This is a genomic window from Amycolatopsis sp. MEPSY49 (assembly GCF_051337345.1).
Lineage (GTDB): Bacteria > Actinomycetota > Actinomycetes > Mycobacteriales > Pseudonocardiaceae > Amycolatopsis.
This window is the reverse complement of record NZ_JBDLYJ010000005.1, coordinates 597,187-618,767: the sequence shown is the minus strand read 5'-3', so window position 1 is coordinate 618,767 and position 21,581 is coordinate 597,187. Positions and strand designations below refer to the sequence as shown.

19 protein-coding genes are annotated in these 21,581 nt (G+C 70.8%); 13 read left to right on the top strand and 6 right to left on the bottom strand.

Annotated elements, in window-relative coordinates:
- Positions 1-32: 32 nt before the first annotated feature.
- On the bottom strand, positions 33-1,499 hold the full coding sequence (locus tag ABFJ78_RS26015) for an aldehyde dehydrogenase family protein (RefSeq protein ID WP_436388979.1): 1,467 nt from the start codon (positions 1,497-1,499) through the stop codon (positions 33-35).
- 92 nt (positions 1,500-1,591) lie between these two features.
- On the opposite strand from ABFJ78_RS26015, the gene ABFJ78_RS26010 reads away from it, so the two are divergent.
- Together ABFJ78_RS26010 and ABFJ78_RS26005 are read left to right on the top strand one after the other, a co-directional pair.
- Positions 1,592-2,170 (top strand): TetR/AcrR family transcriptional regulator, encoded by a 579-nt coding sequence (locus tag ABFJ78_RS26010; RefSeq protein ID WP_436388977.1) that lies wholly within the window; start codon positions 1,592-1,594, stop codon positions 2,168-2,170.
- Between the two features lie 125 nt (positions 2,171-2,295).
- Complete coding sequence (locus ABFJ78_RS26005; RefSeq protein ID WP_436388976.1) at positions 2,296-3,414, top strand: aromatic ring-hydroxylating oxygenase subunit alpha; 1,119 nt, start codon at positions 2,296-2,298, stop codon at positions 3,412-3,414.
- On the opposite strand, the gene ABFJ78_RS26000 is transcribed toward ABFJ78_RS26005, so the two are convergent.
- Positions 3,411-4,058 carry a GntR family transcriptional regulator gene (locus tag ABFJ78_RS26000; protein WP_436388974.1) on the bottom strand — a complete coding sequence of 216 codons (648 nt, stop codon included), beginning with the start codon at positions 4,056-4,058 and terminating at the stop codon, positions 3,411-3,413. The genes ABFJ78_RS26005 and ABFJ78_RS26000 overlap by 4 nt on opposite strands.
- A 57-nt stretch (positions 4,059-4,115) precedes the next feature.
- On the opposite strand from ABFJ78_RS26000, the gene glyA reads away from it, so the two are divergent.
- The 8 genes from glyA to ABFJ78_RS25960 all read left to right on the top strand — a co-directional run bounded on the left by glyA (position 4,116) and on the right by ABFJ78_RS25960 (position 14,649).
- The gene (gene glyA, locus ABFJ78_RS25995; RefSeq protein ID WP_436388973.1) at positions 4,116-5,393 is read left to right on the top strand and encodes a serine hydroxymethyltransferase; all 1,278 of its coding nucleotides are present in this window, start codon (positions 4,116-4,118) and stop codon (positions 5,391-5,393) included.
- On the top strand, positions 5,390-6,601 hold the full coding sequence (locus ABFJ78_RS25990) for a sarcosine oxidase subunit beta family protein (RefSeq protein ID WP_436388972.1): 1,212 nt from the start codon (positions 5,390-5,392) through the stop codon (positions 6,599-6,601). The genes glyA and ABFJ78_RS25990 overlap by 4 nt, the downstream gene beginning before the upstream one ends.
- A gap of 9 nt (positions 6,602-6,610) precedes the next feature.
- Positions 6,611-6,889 carry a sarcosine oxidase subunit delta gene (locus tag ABFJ78_RS25985; RefSeq protein ID WP_436388970.1) on the top strand — a complete coding sequence of 93 codons (279 nt, stop codon included), beginning with the start codon at positions 6,611-6,613 and terminating at the stop codon, positions 6,887-6,889.
- The gene (locus tag ABFJ78_RS25980; protein ID WP_436388969.1) at positions 6,886-9,423 is read left to right on the top strand and encodes a 2Fe-2S iron-sulfur cluster-binding protein; all 2,538 of its coding nucleotides are present in this window, start codon (positions 6,886-6,888) and stop codon (positions 9,421-9,423) included. Before ABFJ78_RS25985 ends, ABFJ78_RS25980 begins: the two co-directional genes overlap by 4 nt.
- Positions 9,413-9,880 carry a sarcosine oxidase subunit gamma gene (locus ABFJ78_RS25975; RefSeq protein WP_436388968.1) on the top strand — a complete coding sequence of 156 codons (468 nt, stop codon included), beginning with the start codon at positions 9,413-9,415 and terminating at the stop codon, positions 9,878-9,880. Before ABFJ78_RS25980 ends, ABFJ78_RS25975 begins: the two co-directional genes overlap by 11 nt.
- Positions 9,877-10,719: a formyltetrahydrofolate deformylase gene (purU, locus tag ABFJ78_RS25970; RefSeq protein ID WP_436388967.1), complete on the top strand. Its 843-nt coding sequence runs from the start codon at positions 9,877-9,879 to the stop codon at positions 10,717-10,719. Before ABFJ78_RS25975 ends, purU begins: the two co-directional genes overlap by 4 nt.
- A 10-nt stretch (positions 10,720-10,729) precedes the next feature.
- Positions 10,730-13,156 (top strand): GcvT family protein, encoded by a 2,427-nt coding sequence (locus ABFJ78_RS25965; protein WP_436388966.1) that lies wholly within the window; start codon positions 10,730-10,732, stop codon positions 13,154-13,156.
- Between the two features lie 155 nt (positions 13,157-13,311).
- Positions 13,312-14,649 (top strand): S1C family serine protease, encoded by a 1,338-nt coding sequence (locus tag ABFJ78_RS25960; RefSeq protein ID WP_436388964.1) that lies wholly within the window; start codon positions 13,312-13,314, stop codon positions 14,647-14,649.
- Positions 14,650-14,653: 4 nt separating this feature from the next.
- Here the strand turns inward: ABFJ78_RS25960 and ABFJ78_RS25955 are convergent, their stop codons facing one another.
- A complete protein-coding gene (locus tag ABFJ78_RS25955) occupies positions 14,654-15,028 on the bottom strand; it encodes a MarR family winged helix-turn-helix transcriptional regulator (RefSeq protein ID WP_436388962.1) in 375 nt (124 codons plus the stop codon).
- An 86-nt stretch (positions 15,029-15,114) separates the two neighbouring features.
- Here ABFJ78_RS25955 and ABFJ78_RS25950 point away from each other — a divergent pair, with 86 nt between their 5' ends.
- A complete protein-coding gene (locus ABFJ78_RS25950) occupies positions 15,115-16,572 on the top strand; it encodes an MFS transporter (protein WP_436388961.1) in 1,458 nt (485 codons plus the stop codon).
- A gap of 51 nt (positions 16,573-16,623) precedes the next feature.
- Here the strand turns inward: ABFJ78_RS25950 and ABFJ78_RS25945 are convergent, their stop codons facing one another.
- Positions 16,624-17,073, bottom strand: a complete 450-nt coding sequence (locus ABFJ78_RS25945; protein WP_436388959.1) for a carboxymuconolactone decarboxylase family protein — start codon at positions 17,071-17,073, stop codon at positions 16,624-16,626.
- 48 nt (positions 17,074-17,121) lie between these two features.
- Between ABFJ78_RS25945 and ABFJ78_RS25940 the strand changes: the two genes are divergently transcribed.
- Positions 17,122-18,504 carry a PLP-dependent aminotransferase family protein gene (locus tag ABFJ78_RS25940; protein ID WP_436388958.1) on the top strand — a complete coding sequence of 461 codons (1,383 nt, stop codon included), beginning with the start codon at positions 17,122-17,124 and terminating at the stop codon, positions 18,502-18,504.
- A 56-nt stretch (positions 18,505-18,560) separates the two neighbouring features.
- On the opposite strand, the gene ABFJ78_RS25935 is transcribed toward ABFJ78_RS25940, so the two are convergent.
- Both ABFJ78_RS25935 and ABFJ78_RS25930 read right to left on the bottom strand, forming a co-directional pair.
- Positions 18,561-18,914, bottom strand: a complete 354-nt coding sequence (locus ABFJ78_RS25935) for a VOC family protein (protein ID WP_436388957.1) — start codon at positions 18,912-18,914, stop codon at positions 18,561-18,563.
- 23 nt (positions 18,915-18,937) lie between these two features.
- The gene (locus ABFJ78_RS25930) at positions 18,938-19,738 is read right to left on the bottom strand and encodes a hypothetical protein (protein ID WP_436388956.1); all 801 of its coding nucleotides are present in this window, start codon (positions 19,736-19,738) and stop codon (positions 18,938-18,940) included.
- A gap of 259 nt (positions 19,739-19,997) precedes the next feature.
- Between ABFJ78_RS25930 and ABFJ78_RS25925 the strand changes: the two genes are divergently transcribed.
- Positions 19,998-21,578: a substrate-binding domain-containing protein gene (locus ABFJ78_RS25925; protein WP_436388955.1), complete on the top strand. Its 1,581-nt coding sequence runs from the start codon at positions 19,998-20,000 to the stop codon at positions 21,576-21,578.
- Positions 21,579-21,581: the final 3 nt, after the last annotated feature.

The following is a 21,581-nucleotide window of genomic DNA, read 5'->3' as shown; positions in this document are numbered from 1 at the left end:
GCAACGTCCTCACGTGGTGGGGGAGGGAGTGTCTAGCCCTTGAACCAGTGCTGCGGAACGGGATCGATGTTCTGGTAGACGTGCTTGCTCTCCTGGTACTCGGCCAGCCCGGACGGCCCGAGCTCGCGGCCGATGCCCGACTTGCCGAAACCACCCCACTCCGCCTGCGGCAGGTAGGGGTGGTAGTCGTTGATCCACACGGTGCCGTGGCGCAGGGCCCCGGCGACCCGCTGGGCGCGGGACGCGTCCGACGTCCACACGGCCCCGGCGAGCCCGTACTCGGTGTCGTTGGCCAGCGCGATCGCGTCGGCCTCTTCCGTGAAGCGTTCCACGGTGACGACCGGGCCGAAGACCTCTTCCCGGACGACCGCCATGTCCCTGGTGCAGTCGGAAAACACCGTGGGGCGCAGGAAGAATCCGTTTTCGTACTGCGGCCCCTCGGGACGCTTGCCGCCCGCCCGGAGCGTGGCGCCTTCCGCGAGAGCGCTTTCGATGTAGCCCTCGACCTTGGCGCGGTGCTGCGCCGAGACGAGCGCGCCCGTTTCGGTGGCGGGATCGAGCGGGTCGCCGACGCGGATCTTCTCGGCGCGCGCGGCGAGGTCCGCGACGAACCGGTCATGGATCTCATCCTGGACGATCAGGCGCGCGCCCGCCGAGCAGACCTGTCCCGAATGGACGAACGCGGCCATCAGCGCGTAGTCCAGCGCGGTGTCGTAGTCGGCGTCGGCGAAGACCACGTTCGGGTTCTTGCCGCCCAGCTCCAGCGCGACCCGGCGGACGCCCTTCGCGGCGGCCGTCATGATCTTCTCGCCGGTCGCGTAGCCGCCGGTGAACGACACCAGGTCGACACCGGGGTGCTCGACCATCGCCGCACCGACCCGGCCGTCGCCGAGCAGCAGGTTGACGACGCCCGCCGGCGTGCCGGCCTCTTCCAGCAGGGCGACCAGCTTGATCGTGGTCAGCGGCGTGACCTCGCTGGGCTTGAGCACGACGGTGTTGCCCGCGGCCAGCGCCGGCGCGACCTTCCAGGACATCTGCAGCAGCGGGTAGTTCCACGGCGCGATCAGCGCGCAGACGCCGACGGGTTCGTGCACGATCCGGCTGACGACGGTCGCGCTGCCCGCGTCGACCAGCCGTCCGGCGTCCTTGTCGGCGAGGTCGGCGTAGTAGCGGAAGACGTTGGTCACGTCGTCGATGTCGATGCCGCCCTCGCCGAGCGTCTTGCCCGTGTCGAGGCTTTCGGTGCGGGCCAGTTCCTCGCGGTCGCGGACCAGGAGGTCGGCCACCTTGCGCAGCAAGGTGCCGCGTTCGGTGGCGGTCGTCTGCCGCCACGGACCTTCGTCGAAGGCCCTCCTCGCGGCTCTGACGGCGGCGTCGACCTCGGCTTTCCCGGCTTCGGCGACGGTCACGACGACCTCGCCGGTCGCGGGGTTCAGCACGTCGGAGCGCGTCCCGGTGGACGCGTCCAGCCAGATGCCGTCGATGTGGAGGTCCTTCACTCCGGCTCCTTCCGGATCGGTGGTGGCCGGTACGGGTCGAGAGTGCGTACATTTGTACGCGAAACATGTACAGATGTCCACAAGGGGGCTCGATGGCGAAGAGCGAACCCGGCGCGACGCGGCGCCGCGGTCCGAACGACCCCGAGCGGCGCGCACGGATCGCCAAGGCCGCGATCGAGGTCGTCGCGCAGCGGGGGATCGACGGGGTCACGCACCGGTCGGTGGCGGCCGCGGCCGGCGTCCCGCTCGGCTCGACGACCTACCACTTCGCGACGCTGGACGACCTCCTGGAAGTTGCCCTGCACGAGGCGGCCGAGCGGAACGTCCACGCGCTGAAGGAGTGGGAGTCCGCGCTCCCGCCGGACGCCGACTTCGCCGCGGCCCTCGCCGAGCTGGTGATGGGCTACATCAACGAGCAGTACCGCGACACCGTCGTCGAGTACGACCTGTACGTCGCCGCCCTGCACCGACCGGCGCTGCGCAAGGCGAGCGCGGCGTGGGACGAAGCGCTCATCGAGTTCTTCGGCTTGCGGACCGACCCGCTCACCGGCCGCCTGCTGGCGGGCTTGTTCTGCGGCCTGCTGATGCAGGCGGCGCTGGCCGACCCGCGCCCGACCCGCGCGGAGATCGAAACACTGTTCCGGCGGGCGATCGACGGCCCGGCCGCCTGAACCTCCTGCGGGCACGGGAAAACGCGTCTTGACAGGCGTGCGCGGCGGCAGTCACTCTGTTCCGGAGTGAGCAACAAGACGCGTTCTGCGCAACTCCCGTCCTGACCGCGGAGAGGACCACGCCGGTGACCGCAATCGATCTCCCGCCGAGCCTGCTCGCCACGCTGCCGGGCTCCGCCTACACCGACCCGGTGATCTTCGCGCAGGAGCAGGCGAAGATCTTCGAAGCGGACTGGTTCTGCGCCGTGCGCAGCGCCGACCTCGCTGGGCCGGGGGCGTTCGAGACCGTCCAGATCGGCAAGGAGAGCGTCCTCGTCTCCCGCGGGCGGGACGGCCAGCTCAACGCGTTCCTCAACGTCTGCCGCCACCGCGGCGCCCGGCTGTGCACGTCCGAAAGCGGGACCGTGAAGCGCGCTTTCCAGTGCCCGTACCACGCATGGACGTACGGCCTCGACGGCAAGCTCGTCGCCGCGCCCAACCTCACCGGCATGCCGGACGTCGACCGCACCGAGTTCGGCCTGACCCGGCTGCACCTGCGCGAGTGGCTCGGGTACACCTGGGTCTGCCTGGCCGACGAGCCGCCGTCGTTCGACGAGACCGTCGTCGGCGCGGTCACCGAACGCCTCGGCGGTCCGACGGAAATCGACGCCTACGGCATCGACGGCCTCGCGCTCGGCAAGCGCGTCGAGTACGACGTGAAGGCGAACTGGAAGCAGATCATCGAGAACTTCATGGAGTGCTACCACTGCGCGACGATCCACCCGGAGCTCACCGAGGTGCTCCCGGAGTTCGCCGACGGCTACGCCGCGCAGTACTACGTCGGTCACGGCGCCGAGTTCGGCGGCGAGATCAAGGGCTTCACCGTCGACGGCTCCGAGGGCGTCGACCGCCTCCCCGGAGTCACCGAAGCCCAGGACCGCAAGTACTACGCCATCACCATCAAGCCGGGGGTGTTCGTCAACCTCGTCCCCGACCACGTCATCGTCCACCGCATGTTCCCGCTGGCCCCGGACCGGACGCTGGTGCGCTGCGACTGGCTGTACCTGCCCGAGGTGGTCGAGTCGGGGCGGGACCTGACGCGGTCGGTGGAGCTGTTCCACCGCGTCAACCTGCAGGACTTCGAGGCGTGCGAACGCTGTCAGCTCGCGATGGACTCCCGCTCGTACGCGCGTGGCGGGGTGCTCGTGCCGAGCGAGCACCACATCGGCGCGTTCCACGACTGGGTCCGGGCGAGGCTGGCCTAGATCAACGCGCGGATGGCGGCCTCGAAGCCAGCGACGTGCTCGAGCGTCAACGCGGCGGCCTTCTCGCCGTCGCCCTCGATGATCGCGGTGAGGAGCGGGACGTGCTCGTCGACGTGGCCGGCCATCCCGGACAGCCGGGGCACGAACACGCACCAGATCCGGGTCGCCAGGTTGTCGTACCGGATCAGCGTGTCCTCGAGGAACGGGTTGTGCACGCACCGGTAGATCGCCCGGTGCAGGGCGAGGTCGGTGCGCAGCAGTTCGGCGTTGTCGCCGGCCGGGACGCCCGCGTCGAGCTGCGCGCGCAGCTCGGTCAGGGTCGCCCGGTCGGCCGCGGTCGCGCGGTCGGCCGCGGCGGCCGTCGCCATCGGCTCCAGCGTCCGCCGGACCTCGGAGATGTGCGCGAGGTCGGAGATGTTGACGTCGGTGGCGAACGTCCCGCGCCGCGGGTAGGCGACGACCAGCCGCTCGGACTCCAGGCGCTTCAGCGCTTCGCGGATCGGCGTCCGGCCCATGCCGAGTTCGCTGCCGAGCTCCTCTTCGTTGATGGGGGAGCCGGGCCGGATGTCGAGCATGACCAGGCGATCACGGACGAAGAGGTACGCCTGTTCCGCCAGCGACGGGGGATTGACCTGCGGGTGCATGGCGCCTAGCCTACATCGACGATTGATATATCAGAAGTCGACCAGACGGAGTCCTCGATGACCGCGACGATCGACCAGCACGTGCTCAACCGGTCCCTGGCCGAGTACGACCCGGCGGTGGCGGACGCGATCGGCGCCGAGCTGCACCGGCAGCAGTCGACGCTGGAGATGATCGCCTCCGAGAACTTCGCGCCGCTCTCCGTGCTGCAGGCCCAGGGCTCGGTGCTGACCAACAAGTACGCCGAGGGCTACCCCGGCCGCCGCTACTACGGCGGCTGCGAGCACGTCGACGTGCTCGAACAGCTCGCCATCGACCGGGTCAAGGCGCTCTTCGGGGCCGGGTTCGCCAACGTCCAGCCGCACTCGGGCGCCCAGGCGAACGCCGCGGCGATGGCCGCGCTCCTCAAGCCCGGCGACAAGATCCTCGGCCTCTCGCTGGCCCACGGCGGCCACCTGACGCACGGCATGCGGATCAACTTCTCCGGCCTGCTCTACGACGTCGCCGCCTACGAAGTGTCCGAAAAGGACTACCGCGTCGACATGGCCGAAGTCGAGCGGCTGGCGAAGGAGCACCGGCCGAAGGTGATCATCGCCGGCTGGTCGGCCTACCCGCGTCAGCTCGACTTCGCCCGCTTCCGCGAGATCGCCGACGAGGTCGGCGCGTCCCTGATGGTCGACATGGCCCACTTCGCCGGGCTGGTCGCCGCGGGCCTGCACCCGTCGCCGGTGCCGCACGCGCACGTCACGACGACCACCACGCACAAGACCCTCGGTGGCCCGCGCGGCGGCGTCGTGCTGACCAACGATCCGGCGCTGGCCAAGAAGGTCAACTCCGCCGTCTTCCCCGGTCAGCAGGGCGGTCCGCTCGAACACGTCATCGCGGCCAAGGCCGTCGCGTTCAAGATGGCCGCCGAGCCCGGGTTCGCCGAACGTCAGCAGCGCACGCTCAGCGGCGCGAAGATCCTGGCCGAGCGGCTGCTGGACGGCGGGATCGAGGTGCTGACCGGCGGCACCGACGTCCACCTCGTGCTCGCGGACCTGCGCGACTCCGAACTCGACGGCAAGCAGGCCGAGGACCGGCTGCACGAGGTCGGCATCACGGTGAACCGCAACGCCGTCCCGTTCGACCCGCGGCCGCCGATGGTGACGTCCGGGCTGCGGATCGGCACCCCGGCGCTGGCCACCCGCGGGTTCGGCGACGCCGAGTTCCGCGAGGCCGCCGACGTCATCGCCGAAGCGTTGAAACCCGGTTTCGACGTCGAGAAGCTGCGCGCCCGCGTGACCGCGCTCGCCGAAGCGTTCCCGCTGTACCCGAACCTGGGAGGGGCCCGATGAGCGACCTGCCGGAGCACCCCGACTTCCTGTGGGACAACCCGGAGCCGAAGAAGACCTACGACGTCGTCGTGGTCGGTGGCGGCGGGCACGGGCTCGCCACCGCGTACTACCTGGCCAAGCAGGGCATCACGAACGTGGCCGTGCTGGAGAAGGGCTGGCTCGCGGGCGGCAACATGGCCCGCAACACCACGATCATCCGCTCCAACTACCTCTGGGACGAAAGTGCCGGCATCTACGAGCACTCGCTCAAGCTGTGGGAAGGCCTCGAAGAGGACCTCGGCTACCCGATCCTGTTCAGCCAGCGCGGGGTGCTGAACCTGGCGCACAGCCTGCAGGACGTCCGCGACAGCGTCCGCCGCGTCGAGGCCAACAAGCTCAACGGCATCGACGCCGAGTGGGTGGACGCCGACGGCGTCAAGGAGATCTGCCCGATCGTCAACACCTCGCCGGACGTCCGCTACCCGGTGCTCGGCGCGACCTTCCAGCCGCGCGCGGGCATCGCGAAGCACGACTACGTGGCTTGGGGTTTCGCCCGTGCCGCCCACGAACTGGGCGTCGACCTCATCCAGAACTGCGAGGTCACCGGGATCTCCACAGTGGACGGCCGGGTGACGGGCGTCGAGACGTCGCGCGGCCGGATCGCCGCCGGCAAGGTGGCGCTGTGCGCGGCCGGGCACACCTCCGTGCTCGCGAAAATGGTCGGGCTGGACCTGCCGCTGACGTCGCATCCGTTGCAGGCGCTGGTGTCCGAGCTGCTGGAGCCGATCCACCCGACGGTCGTCATGTCGAACGCCGTGCACGTCTACGTTTCCCAGGCGCACAAGGGTGAACTCGTGATGGGTGCGGGCATCGACAGCTACACCGGCTACGGCCAGCGCGGCTCGTTCCACATCATCGAGCAGCAGATGGCGGCCGCGCTGGAGCTGTTCCCGGTGTTCGCGCGGGCGCACCTGCTGCGGACGTGGGCCGGGATCGTCGACACCAGCCCGGACGCCTCGCCGATCATCGGCCTGACCCCGGTGGAGAACCTGTTCCTCAACTGCGGCTGGGGGACCGGCGGCTTCAAGGCCACCCCCGGCGTCGGCGACGTCTTCGCGGCGACCATCGCGCGCGGGAAGCCGCACGAGTACGCCGAGCCCTTCGCCCTCGACCGGTTCACCACCGGTGCCCTCGTCGACGAGCACGGCGCCGCCGCCGTGGCCCACTAGGAGCTTTTGATGCAGCTGATCCCCTGTCCCTGGTGCGGGCCACGCGAAGAGGCCGAGTTCCACTACGGCGGCCAGGCGCACGTCGCCTACCCCACGGATCCCTCGGCACTGTCCGATGAGGACTGGGCGAAGTTCGTCTTCTTCCGCGACAACCCGAGTGGACCGTTCGCGGAGCGGTGGAGCCACTCCGCGGGCTGCCGCCGGTGGTTCAACGCCGTCCGCGACACCCGCACCCACGACCTCCTGGCGGTCTACCGCCTCGACGAGCCCAGGCGGGTGCTCTCATGACCCGGCTGTCCGGCGTTCCGCTCAAGTTCACCTTCGACGGCCGCGAGCTGACCGGTTTCCTCGGCGACACCCTGGCGTCCGCGTTGCTGGCCAACGGCATCCACCGGGTTTCGACCAGCATCAAGTACGGCCGGCCGCGTGGCATCGTCGGCGCCGGCGTCGAGGACTCGAACGCCTTGGTGCAGATCGAAAAGCCCTTTCCGGAGCCGATGCTGAGCGCGACGACCGTCGAGCTGTACGACGGTCTGGTCGCCCGCGGCCTGCCCGGGCAAGGGCGCCTGGCCGCCGAGCCCGACCCGGCGCGGTACGACGCCAAGCACGTTCACTGCGACGTCCTGGTCATCGGCGCCGGACCCGCCGGCCGCGCCGCCGCTGCCGCCGCAACCGGGCGGGTGCTGCTCGTCGACGACCAGCCCGACGGCGAAGCTCCCGAAGGCGTCCGGTTCCTTTCGCGCACCACGGCGTTCGGCATTTACGACGACGGGTTCGTGCTTGCCCTGGAACGCCGCGGCGAGCCCGCCGCGCCCGAGCGGATCTCGCGTCAGCGGGTCTGGCGGATCCGGGCGAAGCGGATCGTCATCGCGACCGGTGCGCACGAGCGGCCGATCGTGTTCCCGGACAACGACCGTCCCGGCATCATGCTCGCTTCGGCCGCGCGGACGTACCTGAACCGGTACGGGGTCCTGGCCGGAAAGCGCGTGGTCGTGTTCACCACCAACGACTCCGCGTACGACGCCGCCTCCGACCTGGCCGACGCCGGGGCCGCGATCGTGCGGATCGTCGACGCCCGCGAGGGCCACGGCATCATCGGCACCGACGGCGACCAGCACATCACTGCCGCGTACGTCGCTCCGCTGGGGTCGATGGAGGGTGAGCGCGTCGAGTGCGACCTCCTGCTCGTGTCCGGCGGCTGGAACCCGGCCGTGCACCTGTTCAGCCAGGCCCGTGGCAAGCTCCGGTACGCACCCGAGCTGGGCGCGTACGTCCCGGACGGCGACCTGCCGACGGTGAGCGTCGTGGGTGCGGCGGCGGGCGAGGGGCTGCCGGAGACCAAGGTGCTCTGGCAGGTGCCCGCGCCGGAGTCCGAAGTGGACACCCGATTCGTGGACCAGCAGCGCGACGCGACCGTGTCGGACGTCCTGCGTGCGACCGGCGCCGGGCTGCGCTCGCTGGAGCACATCAAGCGCTACACAACGATCGGCACCGCGCACGACCAGGGCAAGACGTCCGGCATGCTCGCCGCCGGCATCACGGCGGAAGCCCTCGGCGTCGACCTGGCGACGCAGCGCCCGACGACGTTCCGGCCGCCGTACACGCCGGTCTCGTTCGCCGCGCTGGCCGGGCGGAACCGCGGTGGGCTGCACGACCCGGTGCGCGTCACGACGATCCACCCGTGGCACGTCGAGCACGGCGCCGAGTTCGAGAACGTCGGCCAGTGGAAGCGGCCGTGGTACTACCCGCGGCCCGGCGAGTCGATGCACGACGCCGTCCGGCGCGAATGCCGCGCGGCTCGCAACGACGTCGCGGTGATGGACGGGTCCACTCTGGGCAAGATCGACGTCCAGGGCCCGGACGCCGGCTGGTTCCTCGACATGCTCTACACGAACATGATGAGCAACCTGCGCGTCGGTCGCATTCGCTACGGCGTGATGTGCGGCGTCGACGGCATGGTGATCGACGACGGCACCGTGATCCGCGTCGGCGAGGAGCGGTTCCTGGTCACCACGACGACCGGCAACGCGGCGATGGTCCTCGAGTGGATGGAGGAGTGGCTCCAGACGGAATGGCCGCACCTCGGCGTCTTCGCGACGTCGGTCACCGAGCACTGGACCACGATCCCGCTGGTCGGGCCGCGCTCCCGGGCAGTCCTCGGCCGCCTGGCCCCCGGCCTCGACGTGTCCAACGAGGCCTTCGGATTCATGACCTGGCAGGACGCCGAGGTCGCCGGTCTGCAAGCGCGGGTCTGCCGGATCAGCTTCTCCGGTGAGCTGGCGTACGAGATCAACGTTCCTTCGTGGTACGGGCCCGCGCTCTGGCAGTCCATAGTGGACCAGGGCGCGACGCCGTACGGCACGGAAACCATGCACGTCCTGCGTGCCGAGAAGGGCTACCCGATCATCGGGCAGGACACCGATGGCACGGTCACCCCGCAGGACCTCGGCATGTCCTGGGCGGTGTCGAAGAAGAAAGCCGACTTCATCGGCAAGCGCTCCTTCGCCCGCGCCGAGAACAACCGCCCCGACCGCAAGCACTTCGTCGGCCTGCTGCCGGTCGATCCGTCGGTGCTGCTGCCGGAAGGGGCGCAGATCATCGAATCCGAGACGGTGCCCCCGCCGCCGGTGCGGATGCTCGGCCACGTCACCTCCAGCTACGACAGCGCCGCCCTCGGCCGCACCTTCGCGCTCGCCCTGGTGCGCTCGGGCCGCGAGCGGATCGGCGAAACGCTGTACGTGCCGGTCGGCGACGAGGTCGTGCCGGTGACCGTGACCGAATCCGTGCTCTTCGACAAGGAAGGAGCCCGCCGTGACGGTTGACGCGGTCGACGAACCGTTCCGCACCCAGCTCACCGTCCGCCTCCGCGAGGGCGGCACCCTCCTCGGTGTCGACCTGCCCGGCCCGTGCCGGTACACCAGCGGCAACGGCGTGGACATCCTCTGGATGGGCCCGGACGAATACCTCGTCCTCGCCGAACCCGGCCGTCAAGCCGAACTGGAAGCGGCACTTTCACGTGAAAGTGCCGCCGTCGTGGATGTCTCGGCGCAGCGCAATGTCGTGCGGCTCGTCGGTGAGCACGCGGCCGACGTGCTGGCGCACGGCTGCTCGATCGACCTGGCGGTGTCGCCGCCGGGCACGTGCGTGCAGACCCTGCTCGCCCGCACCGGGATCGTGCTGATGGTCCGGGAAGAGGGATTCACGATCCTCGTGCGACAGTCCTTTTCGGACTACTTCAAAGCCTGGCTGGCCGACGCGAGTCTGGAGTACGTCTCGTGACCTTCACCTTGACGCTCAAGTGCCCCGAACGCTCGGGCATCGTGCACGCCGTCACGACGTTCCTGGTCGGGCAGGGCTGCGACATCGTCGAGCACCAGCAGTTCGACGACGACATCCGCGGCTCGCTGTTCCTGCGCACGTCCTTCACCTGCGCCGAAGCGACCACAGTAGACGATCTGACCCGCGCGTTCGCCCCGGTGGCCGGGGACTTCGGCATGGAGTTCGGCTTCTCCGACGGCACGCCGCCGCGGATCCTGGTCATGGTCTCGAAGTTCGGGCACTGCCTCAACGACCTGCTCTTCCGCTGGCGCGCGGGCGGCCTCGGCGCGGAGATCGCCGTGGTCGTCTCGAACCACGAAGACCTGCGGCCGATGGCCGAGGCCGCGGGCGTGCCGTTCGTGCACGTCCCGGTCACGCCCGACACCAAGCCGGAGGCCGAGCAACGGCTGCTCGACCTGGTCGGCGAGTACGAAGCGGACCTGATCGTGCTCGCGCGGTACATGCAGGTGCTGTCGAACGAGCTGTGCCAGAAGCTCGAGGGCCGCGCGATCAACATCCACCACTCGTTCCTGCCCGGGTTCAAGGGCGCCAAGCCCTACCACCAGGCCTACGACCGCGGCGTGAAGTACGTCGGCGCGACGGCGCACTACGTCACGCCCGACCTCGACGAGGGCCCGATCATCGAGCAGGAGGTGCAGCGCGTCGACCACACGTACTCGCCGCGCGAGCTCGTGACCGTCGGCCGCGACGCCGAAGCCCTCGCCCTCTCCCGCGCGGTCCGCTGGCACTGCGAACGCCGCGTCCTGCTCAACGGCAACAGCACCGTCGTCTTCCGTTAGGAGTTCCGCCATGACCGCACCGCGAGTCGTGATCATCGGCGCCGGCATCGTCGGCGCGAACCTCGCCGACGAGCTGACCGCCCGCGGCTGGACCGACGTCACCGTGCTCGACCGGGGGCCGCTGCCGCGCACCGGCGGGTCCACCTCGCACGCGCCCGGCCTGGTGTTCCAGACCAACGCGTCCAAGGCGATGACGGACTTCGCGCGCTACACCGTCGAGAAGTTCCTGGAGCTGGACTGCTTCCTCCAGGTCGGCGGCATGGAGGTGGCGACCACGCCGGCGCGCTGGGAGGACCTCAAGCGCAAGCACGGCTGGGCGACGTCGTGGGGCGTCGAAGGACAGCTGATCGACGCCGACGAGTGCGTCAAGCGGTGGCCGCTCCTGGACGGTTCGCGGATCTTCGGCGCGCTGCACGTCCCGACCGACGGGCTCGCGCGGGCCGCGAAAGCCGTCGAGGTGCTGGCCGAGCGCGCTACCGAGCGAGGCGCCCGGTTCATCGGGTCCACAAAGGTCACCGACGTCCTGCAGGAAGGCGGCCGCGTCACGGGTGTCCGGACCGACCAGGGCGACTTCCCGGCGGACGTCGTCGTGTCGTGCGCGGGGTTCTGGGGCCGCGAGATCGGTGCGATGGCCGGCATGGACGTTCCCCTGCTGCCGCTGGCGCACCAGTACGCGAAGACCGGCCAGGTCGCGGAACTCGTCGGCCGCAACACCGAGGAGGTCGAGGCGAGCCTGCCGATCCTGCGGCACCAGGACCAGGACCTGTACTTCCGCGAGCACGTCGACCGGCTCGGCATCGGCTCCTACGCGCACCGGCCGATGCCGGTCGAAGAGTCCACTTTGGACCACTCGGTGACCGAGACGGCGATGCCGTCGATGCTGCCCTTCACGGAAGACGACTTCGCGCCGTCGTGGGAAGAGAGCAAGCTGCTGCTGCCCGCGTTGCGGCAGACCAAGGTCGAGGAGGGCTTCAACGGCATCTTCTCCTTCACCCCGGACGGCCAGTCGGTGGTCGGCGAGTCGGCCGACGTCCGGGGGTTCTGGCTGGCCGAGGCGATCTGGGTGACGCACTCCGCCGGCATCGCGAAGGCCGTCGCCGAACTGCTCGTCGACGGGCATTCCGAAGTGGACACCCACGACATCGACGTCCACCGCTTCGAGGAGGTCCAGCTCGCGCCGTCGTACGTGAGCGAGACGGCGCAGCAGAACTTCGTGGAGGTCTACGACATCCTGCATCCGTTGCAGCCCAAGCTGTCCCCGCGCGACCTGCGCGTGACGCCGTTCCACGCGCGGCAGCGCGAACTGGGCGCGGTGTTCCTGGAAGCGGGCGGCTGGGAGCGGCCACACTGGTTCGAAGCCAACGCGCCGCTGCTGAAGAAGCTCCCGCACGACGCGCTCCCGCCGGCGCGGGACGCGTGGTCGGCCCAGTTCCACTCGCCGATCGCGGCCGCCGAGGCGTGGCAGACGCGCAACGGCGTCGCGCTGTACGACATGACTCCGTTGAAGCGGGTGGAGATCAGCGGACCCGGGTCGCTGGAGTTCCTGCAGTCGCTGACGACCAACCAGCTCGATAAGTCGGTCGGCTCGGTGACCTACACCCTGATGCTCGACAACGCCGGCGGCATCCGCAGCGACGTCACGGTGGCGCGGCTGGAACCGGAGCTGTTCCAGGTCGGGATCAACGGCAACATCGACGTCGACCACTTCGTCAAACACGCGCCTCCCGGGGTTCGGGTCCGGGACATCACCGGCGGGACGTGCTGCGTCGGCGTCTGGGGACCGCTGGCGCGGGACCTCGTGCAACCGCTGTCGCGCGAAGACTTCTCGCACACCGGGCTGAAGTACTTCCGGGCACGGCGGGCGCGGATCGCCGGGGTGCCGGTGGTCGCGATGCGGCTGTCCTATGTGGGCGAACTCGGCTGGGAGATCTACACGAGCGCGGACAACGGCCTGCGGCTGTGGGACGCGCTGTGGGCGGCCGGGCAGTCCCTCGGCGTCATCGCGGCCGGGCGGGCGGCGTTCAACAGCTTGCGCCTGGAGAAGGGCTACCGGCTGTGGGGCACCGACATGACCACCGAGCACGACCCGTACGAGGCCGGCGTCGACTTCGCGGTGCGGCCGGCGAAGGGGGAGTTCCTGGGCCGGGACGCCCTGGAAGGGCGGACGCCGTCGCGGCGGCTGCGGTGCCTCACGATCGACGACGGCCGCACGGTCGTGCTGGGCAAGGAACCGGTGTTCGTCGACGGCGTGGCCGCGGGCTACGTCACGAGTGCGGCGTACGGGTACACCGTCGGGCGCCCGATCGCCTACGCGTGGCTTCCGGCAGCGGCGGACATCGGCAGCAGCGTGGAGATCGAGTACTTCGGCCGCCGGGTCGCGGCCACCGTGGCCGCCGAGCCGCTGGTCGACCCCGGCATGGAACGGATCCGGCGGTGAGCGTGACCGGATCGGGAGCGACTTCGATCACGTCGGCATGCCGGCTCGCCGTCGCGGGTACATCCACGGCAAGTCCATGGAAGCGCGCCAGGAAATTCTCAGGAACGGGGCGTTTCCTGGAACGGCCGGAGGCTTGTCGAGGGCTGGAGCTGTGCATGAGCGAGTACGACCGAGGACCGCGGGGCGGCGGCGAGTACCCGTACGGCTACGGCCAGGGCGAGTACCCGCAGGCACAGGGCTATTACGACCAGCAGCCCCACTACGGTCAGCAGCAGTACGGCCAGGCCCGTGACCAGTGGGGCCGCCCGTACCCGCCGCAGTACACCCAGCCCCAGGGCTTCTACGGCCACGAGGGGTACGGCTACCCGCCGCCCGTTCCGCAGCCGCCGCGCCGGCGGCCCGTCCGCGCGCTGGCGTTCGCCGTCGTCGCGGTGGCCATCGCCGTGGTCGCCGGGCTCGGCATCGGGCACTTCATCTCGGCCTCGACCAGCCCGAGCGCGAGCGGCAACCAGAACTTCGGCTTCTCCGGGCAGCCCAGCTCGTCGCAGACGGTGCTCGACGCCGACGCCGTGGCCGCGAAGGTCAACCCGGCCATCGTCAACATCAACACCGAGCTCGGCCTGCAGGGCGCGGCCGCGGCGGGCACCGGGATCGTGCTCACCGCGGACGGCGAGATCCTGACGAACAACCACGTCGTCGCCGGCGCGACCAGCATCAAGGCCACCAGCATCGGCACCGGCGAGACGTACAAGGCGCACGTCGTGGGCTACGACCGCAGCGAGGACATCGCGGTCATCCAGCTCGAAGGCGCCTCGGGCTTGCCCACCGCGAGCATCGGCGACTCGGGCACGGTCAAGGTCGGCGACCAGATCCTGGGCCTCGGCAACGCGGGTGGCAAGGGCGGCGACCCGGTGCCGGCGCCGGGCACGGTGACGGCGCTGGACCAGTCGATCACGGCGTCCGACGAGTCGAGCGGGGCGTCCGAGCAGCTCACCGGCCTGATCCAGGTCCGCGCGAACATCGAGTCCGGCGACTCCGGCGGGCCCCTGGTCAACGCGGACGCGCAGGTCATCGGCGTGGACACGGCCGCGTCGACCGGCTACCAGCTCAACGGCCGCCGCAGCGGCGGCGCCGGGCAGGGCTTCGCGATCCCGATCAACCAGGCGGTCGACATCGCGCACAAGATCGTCGCGGGCACGGCGACGGACAAGATCCACATCGGCAAGACGGCGTTCATCGGGGTCTCGGTATCGGACGGCCAGGGCGGCGCCCAGGTCCGCGACGTGGTCTCACGCGGCCCGGCCCAGCGGGCGGGCCTGGCGGCGGGCGACGTGATCACGGCCATCGACGGCAAGCCGGTCGACTCGGCGACGACGTTGACGAACGTGATGGACACCCATCACCCGGGCGACAAGCTCACGCTGTCGGTCACGGACGCGTCGGGGGCGCAGCAGCAGCTCCAGGTGACGGCCGCCGAGGGGCCGGTCGGCTGAGGGGTCAGCGCAGGGTCTCGTTGAGCACTTCGCGGTGCGTCCGCTTGGCTGCGAGGTACTTCTCCCGGCCGGCCTCGGTGATCGTCACGAAGATGCCGCGCCGGTCGACCTCGCACAGCGCGCGCTCGACCAGGCCCTCCTTCTCCAGCCGGGCGACCAGTCGTGACGTCGCGCTCTGGCTGAGGTGGATCGCTCCGGTCAGGTCGGCCGAGCGGCACTTGAAGTCGCTTGTCGCGAGGCGCTCCAAGGCCTCGAACTCGTTCGCGCCGATGCCGTGGCGCTCCTGGAGGCGGCACTCGAGCGTGGTGAACACGGCCGAGTAGCGGGCCAGCAACTCGTGCCACTCCTCGACCAGACCTTGCTCAGCGACGTCGCTCACGACGGCCAACTTACCATGCATGAACATCAGATGCAAATGCATTAAATGCTTCGACATTAGATGCGCGTGCATGTAGTGTCGCCGCCATGAGCTCTTCCGTGTCCTTGTCCACCACTTCAACCCGGTGGGACGCACGTCTCTGGGGTGTCCTGCTCACCGTGTCGATCGTCGTCGGTCTCGACGCGCTCGACGTCTCGATGGTCGGGGTCGCGCTCCCCGCCATCCAGGCCGACCTCGGCCTGTCCACCAACGCGCTGCAATGGGTCGTCAGCGGGTACGTCCTGGGGTACGGCGGCCTGCTGCTGCTCGGCGGCCGCACCGCCGACCTGCTCGGCCGCCGCCGCGTGTTCCTCGTGGCCGTCGCCGTGTTCGCGCTGGCCTCGCTGCTCGGCGGCCTCGTCGACGACGGCGCGCTGCTCATCGCGAGCCGCTTCGTCAAGGGCCTCGCCGCCGCCTTCACCGCGCCGGCCGCGCTGTCCATCATCACCACGACGTTCCAGGAGGGCCCGGCCCGCAACAAGGCGATCAGCATCTTCGCCGTGTTCGGCGCCAGCGGCTACTCCGCCGGCCTCGTGTTCTCCGGCCTGCTGACCGAGGTCGGCTGGCGCTGGACGTTCCTGCTGCCCGCGCCGATCGCGCTCGTCGCGCTGGTCGCGGCCTGGAAGCTGATTCCAACGTACCGGCCGGAAGAGGGCAAGGGCTACGACTTCCCGGGCGCCATCACCGGCGCCGCCGGGTCGCTGCTGCTGGTGTTCGGCGTTGTCGAGGCGCCGGAGATCGGCTGGGCCGCGCCGCGCACGCTGATCACGTTCGCCGTGGCTCTCGCTTTGCTGGTGACGTTCGTGGTCATCGAAAAGCGCAGCGCCCACCCGCTGCTGCGCCTGGGGATCCTTCGTTCCGGCCCGCTGGCCCGCGCGAACCTCGGCGGCGCGCTGTTCTTCGGCGCGTACATCGGGTTCCAGTTCGTCGTGATGCTGTACCTGCAGCGGGTGCTCGGCTGGTCCGCGCTGCAGACGGCGCTCGGCTTCCTGCCGGCGGCGCTGATCGTCGCGTTCGGTTCCCCGCGCATCGAGCCGCTGATCGACCGCGTCGGCACCCCGCGCACGATCTTCGCGGGCGTGGTCGCGCACGTCATCGGCTACGCGCTGTTCCTGCGCATCGACGAGCACTCGGGTTACGCGGGCAGCGTCCTGCCCAGCATGATCCTGCTCGGCATCGGCTTCACGCTGGCGTTCTCGTCGCTGAACATCCAGGCCACGGCCGGGATCCCGGACAGCGAGCAGGGCCTGGCGGGCGGCCTGCTGAACACGTCCCTGCAGGTCGGCGGCGCGATCGGGCTCGCGGTGGTGACGGCGGTCCTGACCGCCAACGGCGGCCGTGAGGCCTCGCCGGCCGCGCTGCTGACCGGGTTGACGCCCGCGTTGAGCGTGGTCACCGGGATCGCGGTGCTGGGCCTGCTGATCGCGATCAGCGGTCTGGCCGCCCGCCGGAAGCCGGCCGAGGAGCCGGCCCCGGAGGCCGATCTGCTGGCCCTCGCCGACTGAACGCCGGGAAGAGCCACCACCGCGGGGGATGGTGGCTCTTCCCGAGGGGGCTCAGCGCTCGTCGGTGCCCGGCACCTTCGCCGTGGTGATCGCGATGCGGTTCCACGTGTTGATCGCGAAGATCAGCGCGAGCAGCTGGGCCAGCTCCTCCTCGCCGAACTGACCGGCCGCCCGGGCGTAGACGTCGTCCGGGACGCCGCCGGCAATCAGCGTGACGGCTTCGGTCAGCGCCAACGCCGCCCGCTCCTTCTCGCTGAAGAAGCTCGCGGCCTCGTGCCACACCGCGACCATGTGCAGCCGCTCCTCGCTCTCGCCGGCCTTGCGGGCATCCGAGGTGTGCATGTGCAGGCAGTACGCGCAGCGGTTGAGCTGCGACGCGCGGATCTGGACCAGCTCGACCAGCGCGGGGTCCAGCCCGGCGCGGGCCGCGGCGTCGAAGCCGATCAGGGCCTTGAAGGCCTTCGGGGCGGTTTTGGCGAAGTTGATGCGGGAGTTCGTCATGGCCAGAAATCTAGGGGCACTTTGACCCCCGGTGTAGGGTGCATTTCCGTGCCGGAATCGTGGGTCAATTCGGGGGTCGACCTCCACCTGGAGCTGACGGGCGGCGGCAAGCGGGCCGCGCTCATCACCGCCCTGCGCGACGCGGTCCGGACCGGACGGCTCGCCCCCGGCACCCGGCTCCCGCCGTACCGGGCGCTGGCCGCCGACCTGGGGCTGGCCCGCAACACCGTCGCCGGCGCCTACGCCGAACTGGTCGCCGAGGGCTGGCTGACCGCCGTCCAGGGCTCGGGGACGCGCGTCGCTTCGCGGGCGGAGCCGCTCCCGCCGGCCAGGACGCCGAAGAAAGCGCCCGTGCCGGCACCGCGGCACAACCTGCGTCAAGGCCGGCCGGACCCGACGTCGTTCCCGCGTACCGAATGGCTCGCCGCCGCGCGACGCGCGTTGAACGTCGCCCCGCACGACGCGTTCGGGCCCGGCGACCCGCGTGGCCGGCCCGAACTGCGGGCCGCGCTGGCCGGTTACCTCGCGCGGGCCCGCGGCGTGCGGACGTCGCCGGAGCGGATCGTCGTGTGCTCGGGGTTCGCGCACGCGCTGCGGCTGCTGTTCCCGGCTGTCCTGCCCGGCCCGCTCGCCGTCGAGGCGTACGGCCTGCCGTTCCACCGCTCGATCTTCGACGCGGCCGGCGTCGAGACGATTCCCCTTGCCCTGGACGAAAAAGGCGCGCGGGTCGGCGAACTGGCCGTGCCGGCCGTGCTGTTGACGCCCGCGCACCAGTTCCCCACCGGCGGCCCGCTGCACCACGACCGCCGCGCGGCGGTGCTCGACCACGTCCGCGCGACCGGCGGCGTGCTCGTCGAGGACGACTACGACGGTGAGTTCCGCTACGACCGCAAGCCGGTCGGCGCGGTGCAGGGGCTCGACCCCGAGCACGTCGTCTACGTCGGTTCGGTGAGCAAGAGCCTGTCGCCCGCGCTGCGCCTGGGGTGGCTGGTGCTGCCGGAGGCGCTGGTCGACGCGGTGCTGGCGGCGAAGGGCGAGCGCGAGGCGTGGGCGGGGGTGGTCGACCAGCTCACGCTGGCGGAGTTCCTGAAGGCGGGCGCGTACGACCGGCACATCCGGCGCATGCGCCAGCGGTACCGGCGCCGTCGCGACCTGCTGGTCGACGCGCTGGCGGAGCGGGCGCCGCACGTGGTGCCGACCGGCATCGCCGCGGGACTGCACGCGGTGCTGCGGTTGCCGCCGGGGACCGAGCAGTCGGCGGTGAAAGCCGCGGCGTGGCAAGGACTCGCGCTCGACGGCCTGGCCGCGTTCCGCCACCCGGCGAGCACCATGTCCACAATGGACGGACTGGTGGTCGGCTACGCGACCCCGCCCGAACACGCGTACCCCGCGGCGCTCGACGCGCTCTGCCGCGCCTTGCCGCCCGTGTAGTGAATGACTCATTCCTGTCGCCTGACGACAGGAATGAGTCATTCACGTCGTCAGCGCTAGGCCGGCTGCCACAGCTCGACGCGGTTGCCCTCCGGGTCCACGACCCAGCCGAACCGGCCGACGCCGGCCATCTCCTGGACGTCGTCGACCACCTCGGCGCCCTTCTCCCGCAGCTGGGCGAGCATCGCGTCCAGGTCGCGGACCCGGAAGTTCAGCATCGTCTGCTGCGACCGCGCGCCGAAGTAGTCCGTCGACGCCTCGAACGACGCGAACACCGTCGGCCCCGGCTGCTGCTGCCACACGCCGTGCGCGTCCGCGTCCAGGCCGAGGCAGTCCCGGTACCAGGCGCCCAGCGCCGCCGGGTCCGCCGCGCGGACGAAGTAGCCACCGATGCCGAGCACGCGTTCCATGCCCCGATCCTGCCAGGTCGTGCTCAGCCGACGATGTCGATCTCGAACGGGTCGGCCGCGCTGTAGTTGATGTCGGCCCACACCGCACCCGGCAGGTCGTAGCGCCGGTGGGACGTCAGCTTGTTGTTGTAGCCCGGGGTCTGCGTCGGGTTGTGGCCGACGCCCTGGTGGTCGTTGCCCCACGCGAAGATGTCGCCGACCCACATCGGCTTCGAGAAGCCGTCACCGCCGAGCCGTGGCCGGACGATGACCGCCGCGCCGGGGCTGCCGGACAGGAACACCCGCACCGTGTTCTGGTTGGCGTTCGGCGGGGTGACGGTGATGCGCTCCATGATCTCCACTCCAGTCGAGGCGGAACCGTTTCCGTCCACTCCGGGCCAGTAGTCCGCGACGGACGAGACGTCGTAGCCCGGGGCGACGTCTCCGCGGTACTGCTTGGCGATCGCGCCGGCGGGGATGGCGGGATCGCCGTTGTAGTGGGCGATCCAGTAGTGCGGCTCGGCGACGCCGGCCGACGAGAACGCCGACCGCACCGTCGGCCAGGTCGAGAGGTTGCAGTAGATCGTGGGGTCGGCGCCCGCCGCGCGGCGCATCCGGACCCACCCCGGCGCCTCGGCCGGTGTGGCGTCACCGGGTTCGACGTCCAGGACGTGACCGTCGTTGGTCGAGGCCTTCTTGACGATCGTGACCTTGACCGCGTTCGGGAAGCGGGCCCAGTCGGCGGCCGACCAGGGTTCGAGCTTGATCTTGTCGATGTAACCCGCGACCATCTCCGCGCCGGCGGGGATGTTCGCGGCCGTGACCGCGTCGTACATCGTGCGCACGGGTTGCGTCTCCGTTCGGTGCCGTTCGCCGTTTCGGGGACGGCGAAATCGTCATCGCGATCCGCCATCGTGCTGTTACCCATGTGGGACGGGCGTCAAGCGGGAATGTTACGCAGTTCGGAGCAATCACCAAAACGGCCGCATCGCGCAATTCCTTCACCACGGTTTCACGCGCCGGTGGTCACTTTCCGCTGCCGGGTCTGGCTTCCCGCTCACCCGGCTGGCAAGCTGCCAGGACTCCACGACGGAAGGCGAGTGCATGGCGGCACACCCGGCGCGGGCCCGGCGCGTCGACGCGCGGGTCGTCGTCCTGAGCGTGCTGCTCGTGGTCGCCCTGCTCGCCTGGGCGGGCGTCGACTGGCTGCGCGACCGCCTCGCCGCCGGCGGCTGCGACACCACGACCCCGGTGCGCGTCACCGCGGCGCCGGACGTCGCGCCGGTGCTCAGCGCGCTGGCCCGGACCGTGCCGGAGCCGGACTGCTACACCGTCGAGGTCACCGCGGCCGCGTCGACGGCCACCGCGGCGGCGCTGGAAGCCAACGGCGCGAACGGCCCCGACGTCTGGGTGCCGGAGTCGAGCAGCTGGCTGCTGCAGGCCCGCGACCTCGGCGCGTGGAACCTGCCCGAGTCCGGCCAGTCGGTGGCGAGCTCGCCGGTCGTGCTGGCGCTGACCGACGACGTCGCGAAACAGGCGGGCTGGCCGGGGAAGTCGCCGTCCTGGTCGGACGTCCTCGCGGGCAGCCCGGTCGGCCTGCCCGACCCGAGCCGCGACCCGGCGGCGATCGCCGCGCTGATCGGCCTGCAGCAGCTGACCAAGGACGCGCCCGATCCCGGCGCCGCGTTCACCGAGGAGATCCGCAAGGTGTCCGCGGTGAAGCAGCCGTTCGCCGCGTCACCGGCGTCGGAACAGTCGGTGCTGGCGCGCAAGCTCGTCGCCGCGTACCCGGCGGCCGGCGTGCCGAGCTTCGACTACCCGTACGTCGTGCTGCCGCGCGCGTCGGAGGCGTCGCGGTCGGCGGCCGAGCGGTTCCTGCGGCTGCTGCTCGACCAGACCGCCACGAAGACGTTCGCCGACGCCGGGTTCCGGACGCCGGCCGGGCAGCTGCTCGGCGACCGGCCCCGGGACACGCGCACGGACGCCGCGCCGCGCCCGGCCGGGCCGCCGGCGCCCGACGCGATGTACGGCGTGCTGCAGGCGTGGGCCGGGGCGAACCTCAGCGCGCGCGTCCAGGTGCTGCTCGACGTCTCCGGCTCGATGGCCGCCACCGTGCCCGGTACCGGCCGCAGCCGGATGGCCCTGACGCTGGAAGCCGCGACCCAGGGCCTCGGGTTGTTCAAGCCCACCACGGAAATCGGGCTCTGGCTGTTCTCGACCAGGCTCGACGGCGACAAGGACTACAAGGAACTGCTGCCGATGCGGCCCATCTCCCAGCAGCTCGCCGCCGGCGGCGTCGCGACGCTGCAGGCGGTCAAGCCGAAGGCCGGCGGGGCGACCGGGCTGTACGACTCGATCCTCGCCGCGTACCAGAACGCCCGCCAGAACTGGCAGCTCGGCCGGATCAACGTCGTCGTCGTGCTCACCGACGGCCGCAACGAGGACAGCGACTCGGTCGGCCTGCCCGGCCTGCTGGCCGAGCTGGGCCGGCTGCAGGACCCGCGGAAGCCGTTGCCGGTGATCGGGATCGGCATCGGCCCGGACATCGACGCGAGCGAGCTGCGTCAGGTTTCGGCCGCCACCGGCGGCGACTCGTTCACCACGCCCGACCCGCGCAAGATCTCCGACGTCTTCTACCAGGCACTGAGCAAGCTCATGTGCCAGCCGCCCGCCTGCAAGAATTGAGGA

Excerpts from the sequence above, each read along its gene's own strand:
- ABFJ78_RS26010 (WP_436388977.1), top strand. The coding sequence starts at position 1,592 with ATGGCGAAGAGCGAACCCGGCGCGACGCGGCGCCGCGGTCCGAACGAC.
- ABFJ78_RS26000 (WP_436388974.1), bottom strand. The coding sequence starts at position 4,058 with ATGCACCCGCAGGTCAATCCCCCGTCGCTGGCGGAACAGGCGTACCTC.
- glyA (WP_436388973.1), top strand. The coding sequence starts at position 4,116 with ATGACCGCGACGATCGACCAGCACGTGCTCAACCGGTCCCTGGCCGAG.
- ABFJ78_RS25990 (WP_436388972.1), top strand. The coding sequence starts at position 5,390 with ATGAGCGACCTGCCGGAGCACCCCGACTTCCTGTGGGACAACCCGGAG.
- ABFJ78_RS25985 (WP_436388970.1), top strand. The coding sequence starts at position 6,611 with ATGCAGCTGATCCCCTGTCCCTGGTGCGGGCCACGCGAAGAGGCCGAG.
- ABFJ78_RS25980 (WP_436388969.1), top strand. The coding sequence starts at position 6,886 with ATGACCCGGCTGTCCGGCGTTCCGCTCAAGTTCACCTTCGACGGCCGC.
- ABFJ78_RS25965 (WP_436388966.1), top strand. The coding sequence starts at position 10,730 with ATGACCGCACCGCGAGTCGTGATCATCGGCGCCGGCATCGTCGGCGCG.
- ABFJ78_RS25960 (WP_436388964.1), top strand. The coding sequence starts at position 13,312 with ATGAGCGAGTACGACCGAGGACCGCGGGGCGGCGGCGAGTACCCGTAC.
- ABFJ78_RS25950 (WP_436388961.1), top strand. The coding sequence starts at position 15,115 with ATGAGCTCTTCCGTGTCCTTGTCCACCACTTCAACCCGGTGGGACGCA.
- ABFJ78_RS25945 (WP_436388959.1), bottom strand. The coding sequence starts at position 17,073 with ATGACGAACTCCCGCATCAACTTCGCCAAAACCGCCCCGAAGGCCTTC.
- ABFJ78_RS25935 (WP_436388957.1), bottom strand. The coding sequence starts at position 18,914 with ATGGAACGCGTGCTCGGCATCGGTGGCTACTTCGTCCGCGCGGCGGAC.
- ABFJ78_RS25925 (WP_436388955.1), top strand. The coding sequence starts at position 19,998 with ATGGCGGCACACCCGGCGCGGGCCCGGCGCGTCGACGCGCGGGTCGTC.